Source organism: uncultured Gimesia sp. (genome assembly GCF_937919775.1).
Taxonomy (GTDB): domain Bacteria; phylum Planctomycetota; class Planctomycetia; order Planctomycetales; family Planctomycetaceae; genus Gimesia.
Genome location: NZ_CALFPF010000363.1, coordinates 1 through 5,292, shown reverse-complemented (window position 1 = coordinate 5,292; position 5,292 = coordinate 1). Strand labels below are relative to the sequence as shown.

3 protein-coding genes are annotated in these 5,292 nt (G+C 51.5%); all 3 read right to left on the bottom strand.

Annotated elements, in window-relative coordinates; translation table 11 throughout:
- A partial coding sequence (locus Q0294_RS10045) for a beta-propeller fold lactonase family protein (RefSeq protein WP_299464241.1) occupies window positions 1–1,842 on the bottom strand: 1,842 nt, incomplete at its 3' end.
- 121 nt (window positions 1,843–1,963) lie between these two features.
- Complete coding sequence (locus Q0294_RS10040; protein ID WP_299464238.1) at window positions 1,964–2,518, bottom strand: hypothetical protein; 555 nt, start codon at window positions 2,516–2,518, stop codon at window positions 1,964–1,966.
- A gap of 204 nt (window positions 2,519–2,722) precedes the next feature.
- Window positions 2,723–5,292, bottom strand: a 2,570-nt coding sequence (locus Q0294_RS10035; RefSeq protein WP_299464235.1) for a PQQ-binding-like beta-propeller repeat protein, incomplete at its 5' end; no start/stop codon positions are given.

Sequence of the window (5,292 nt, the reverse complement as noted above, 5' to 3'; positions counted from 1 at the left end):
GGCGGCTTGCGCTTTCGGCACTGGATCTTCATAGGGCAACGCCTTCAGGAATTCGACGAGGTCGGCGATTTCCTGTTTTGAAAGCGGGCTCGTTTTTCCATGTTTGTCGTCGTGATTATAAATAGTCAAAACTTCTTCGAGAGTTTGTGCCTTGCCGTGATGCAGGTAAGGGGCAGTGCGATAGAGGCCGAGCAGAGTGGGCGTATCATATTCGGGCCCCATCTTCTCACCTGGATTGTCGACTGCAGTGCCGACGTCGTGTCGAATAAACTTTTTCGAGGGAACCGAATCCGTGAGAAACGGGCCACTATGACAAGTCGCACATTGGGTTTGTTTCGAGAAGAACAGCTCACGTCCACGCTCTGCTGCCGGATTGAGACCTTTTTTGGCGTAGGGGCTTAATGTAAATTCATGTGTGTTGGAGTAAGCAGCCATTGCATCCAAGGCACGAGACAAACCGCTATTCGGAGCATCCAGAGCAGGATTGATTTTTCCTCTGACCAGACCTTTACCCTGCATGAGTGGTCCACGGATCGTATGTTCGAAGTCCTGAACTTCATCGCGGTCTGCGGACCAGTGGATCGGGTGCGTCCAGGCCATCCCGGCCAGTGATTGCGTGTTTCTCAATCCTTCCGGGTTATGCCAGGTTTTTCCGTCAGGTTGTCCATCAGGGTGACAGCTCGCGCAGGAGATCCACAAGCGGCTCGACATGGGCTGCAGCGCAGTATAGAAAAGCTGTTTACCCAGCAGGATTTCTTCTCCCAAAGGGTTTTCAGTCACATTAATCGTCGCCTGACGAAGCAGTGTTTGCGTGTCGTAAGCAACGACATTGAAGTCGAGTGCATTGTAAATATAAAACGTGTTTCCGTCCGGCGCGACGCGTACGGCGCGAGGATTATGTCCCAGATTCAGCGCGGCCCGAAATGTCAGTTCGCGGTAGTTATCGTCGATGACATTGCAGACGAACATGTCATCGGTTCCGGCAAACACGACAAAGAAGGTTTTTCCATCCGGGGTGATGGCTGTATCCCACGGGTTCGAAGTAACGCGGGCTCCCAGAAACGAATCCATAGGGATTTTGCGCCGGCGTTTTCCTTCGCCGGCTTGAGTATCGACGATCGAAACAATCGGAAATATCGAACCGGCGCCATGCGCGACAGTGATCCTTGATCGAATATGAGGTAGATAGGCTTTCGGACGAAAAGGGTGCAACGTAATTTGACGTGCGAGATTGTCGGTGCTGCCTCCAGCCCACTCGTCGGCTGTCTGACCACTGGCAACATCAATCTTTCTAACGAGGGCACTATAATATTCGGTTGTAAACAGGCTTTGATCATCGTTGGAAATCGCGATACCTCGCAGATGTTCTCCTGTGGAAAACTCCCGTAGGACTTCTTTGGAGTTGGTGTCGATTTCCACAATCCGCCCCGGATAATCGAGTGTGACGAAGATTTTTGCGCCGTCACTCGTAGAGACGATACCGTATGGTTCATCAAAAACCTCTGTCTGACCGATCTGTTTTCCGGTATCAGCATTGAGAAATACAACTTTATCTTCGTCATAGACGGCGGTTGCCAGGAGGTGGGTCTTACCCAGGAAACTGACTCCTTCGGGATGTTTTCCGACTTTGATTTCACTCAGCTTCTTTTGGGATTGCAGATCGATAATGGTGACCGAACCGCTATCGCGGTTGGAACAGGCGAGCAGTTTGCCGTCGGTTGAGATATCCATCAGGCTGTTCGATTGACCGGCGCCGGCGAGTTGCAGGGCGGGCAACAGGCTCATGAAAGAGGTCAGAGCCAGCGAACAGAAAAATCGAACGGACCTTACACTGAGAGACATTGAAACCCCTTTGCGAATGGTGAAGATTCGTAATTGGTCTAACGCGGCGGGAAACAGAAACCCCGCTAACCGAACAGGGAAAGCGGGGTCTACTTGTTCTGCAATTAATTATCTAAAATCTTTAGTTCAGGATCTTAGAGGTGTCTTTCACAATTTTATTGATCGTGTCTTTAGACAGATCACTTTTCTTCATTGCGTGATTGACTTTCACTTCGCCTTTAACCCACATCAGAACCGTGATGTCAGCATCTTTGGAAATGTTGTAGGAAGAGGGACCAGCTTCACCTTCGAAGTTAGTCAGTGGTGTGTTTTTGATTTGCTTGCTGTCAGCAATCTTTTTGAGTGCTGCACTGGATGTGTCAGCGTCGTCAGTCAGATGGACCACGAAAGCAGCCATTTTCTGATCGCGGTTTTCGCCAACTTTGGCATCAATCTGTGCAATCAGATCCTGGACATCACCATTCATTTCGCGAGCGAAGATGTTGACCACAGGACGTCCGCCGTAGCTGCAACGATAGCAGAGTGACTTACCGGCATTAGGGCCCGTACAATCATTGACTGTATATGCTCCCGGTTTTCCACCAACTTCGATACCAGACTTCAGTTCTGCTGCAGAGCTGAAAGAACCGGCTGCGACGAACATCAACGCAACTGTGAGTGTAAGCAGTCTTTTCATGTATTTCTCCTTGGGTTTCCAATACTTGACAAAAATTCCTGCCGAGGCAGGGGAGATACGTCAATACTGACGTATCCATGAATTTTAATGCGAGTGAAAGGGGAGTGCAATTGAGTTGGCACTTTTTCTTTTTCCGCTGTGTATCATAATTTCATTGTTTCTTAACCAGAAAGTGAAATCAGGCTTCAGAAGATTGCCTCTGAATCAGGGCCTTTCCCAGACCGCAGGCAGTTTCTTTGAGTCTGCTCCATAAGTCTGCGAGACGATAAAGCCGCTTGCCTGCGAAGTATAAAAGATGCGTCCGTTCGAAACGACTGCGCCGAGACACTCGCGCGAATCAATCGCAGGCCCCGTCGAAACCAGCTTGCCGTTGTCGGACAGATCAATCATATCCATATTCGCACCCAGCACATAAGGCTCGGAAAGTGTAAAGCGACAGCAGGCATAGTTATGACCGATGCTGTTGACAACCTTGCCGGTTTTATGATCGAAGACGTTGCCTTTTCCGCGTAACGCATTGGAAAAGATGAAATCCTGACCCACGGTCACAACATTAAGCGCCGACGTGACCGCATCCGATTGCCATACCAGCGAACCGTCTTTTGCGTCCAGGCACCACACAAATCGGTCCTGCGTCTCCTCGTTGGCACGGTTAAAACCGCCGATGTAAATGCGGCCGTCGCGGGCACTCAGCGTGCACTTGGATGTGACATAATATTTATTCGTCAGCCAGATTACGTTACCCGTTTGGGGATCAAGACAGGCTGTGATTCCATTATTTTCAACGGGCAATCCGCGTCGTTTGCGCTGACTGGTGGCGTAACCGAAGAAGGTCGAGTAATAAAGTTTCCCATCCAGAATCGCGATGCCACAGTCGTTGCCGCCTCGTCCGTATTCAGAGAAATCTTTTTCCCAGACGACCTTGCCCGTATCCAGGTCCCAGGCCCAGATGCGTGGACGGTGATCTTTCGGGTAATAAGGATTGTCGTTGGAATAGATCCAGCTCATCACTTCGCGTCCGTCCGATTTGGTTTCCGGTTTGCCTCCGAACGTGAATGCTTTTTCTGTTCCCTGGGTCGCATATTCTCCGGAACCGGAAGCGTAGATCGCGATGTTGCCCTCTACGACCGGTGGAAATTGTCGGCTCCAACTGGGCGAACCGGTAAAAGGGGCTTCCCAGAGCAATTCCCCGGTTGCGGCATCCAGGCAACGCATGAGTGATTTTTTGATGCCTGCCTGCGGAATCAGCAGCTTGCCATTAATGTAAAGTGGTGACGTGAATGACAAATAAACGTCGGGCCAATAACGTCGCCACAACAGCCGACCGGTATCCTGCTCGACTGCAATAATTTGACCCTCTGCAGTGTGTGTGTAGAGTCGTCCTCCACCGCAGACGGGGAGATGTTTCACAGTCCCTTCCAGACGGCGTGCCCAGCGCATCCGGAGCGGCGGCTTCAAGCCCTGGGAATTGGCATTCGTGCCTCCGAAGTCACCGTAATTCGTGTACCAGTCAAATTTCGGATCGGTCAGGGGTCCGGTGAGCGGGCTGCGAATCTTCCAAAGCTGTAAATCCTGTTGTGGTAAAGCGGACTCTGGCTTTGATGCCGTACCGTCTGCGTTCAGGACATACAGATAACCATCCTCGCAGGGAACATAGATTTTGTTGCCGGCAATCGCGACGGACGCTGTAATGGGAGCACCGAAGGCGGTAGCGAAAGTTGCTGTCTCTCCTCCCGCCAGAGGCACGACATACAGTTTACCATCAAGGCCGCCATAGACGGCGTGGTCGCGTGTTAAGACGGGCGAGCAGACAGAAGCCGCTTCACAGAGGACCTCTGTTTTTTCATCCCCGATTGCATGACGGCACAGGCCGAGACCTGCTTCCGGTCGAACGCGGTACACATCATTGCCGCGAATACTGACGGAGGCAAAACTCAAGAGCCCGGGATCTCGAATGGATGTTTGAGTCCCTTTGATAAAGTCCGTTTGAACTTTGTCTCCCTCCAGTCGCATTATTTCAACGCGACCTGCATTGTCTCGTCGATGCCATTGCACATAGACATTGCCCTTCTCATCTGCGCTCTGCCCAAACGTAGCGGGAAATTCCGAACCGGCGTAATTGGGGACTTCGCCGACCGCACGCAGACGCGGAGTTTTTCCCGCATCATCGAGAAATACGGTACGGCCGCCTGCCGGTATGACGATCGTGTTCCCCGCCAGACAGATATCGCGCGAGCAGACAAAGTGATCGCGCCAGGTAACGCGATCCTTCCGATGGGCAAGCCAGTCAGCACCGCTCCAGCGATTGCCGTTAAAATGAACCACTTCCTTCACGAAATCCCAGGTCCAGACAACTTCACCTTTAGGTTCCACTGCATAAACCTGCGCACCTAACGTGGCAAAATAGACGCGGTTTCCATTCACGACGGGAGCCGAAAAAATCGGCTCACGGCAGTCGATTTCTTTCACAACAGCGCCGGTATTGAGATCAAGTACATAATAGTAACCAGCTGCGGTGCCGACGTGCAGATATTGATCGATCACCGCCGGGGTTGCAACATTGTTACAGTTTCCCGCTCCGCCGCGCGTAGCAAATTTCCAGAGAACCTGGTTGTTCGTGGCATCAATGGCGAAGACAACCCCCGACCCGTCAATCACGAAGACTTTACCATGACTGACGACCGGCGAAGTATAGATGCCATCCGTTAAAGGGATGGCTGCTGCCAGAGAGAGTGGTGTCTTTAAAGTGATCTCCGGTACGTTTCCCGATCGAA

Coding starts and splice junctions, on each gene's coding strand:
- Q0294_RS10040 (WP_299464238.1), bottom strand. CDS start 2,518: ATGAAAAGACTGCTTACACTCACAGTTGCGTTGATGTTCGTCGCAGCC.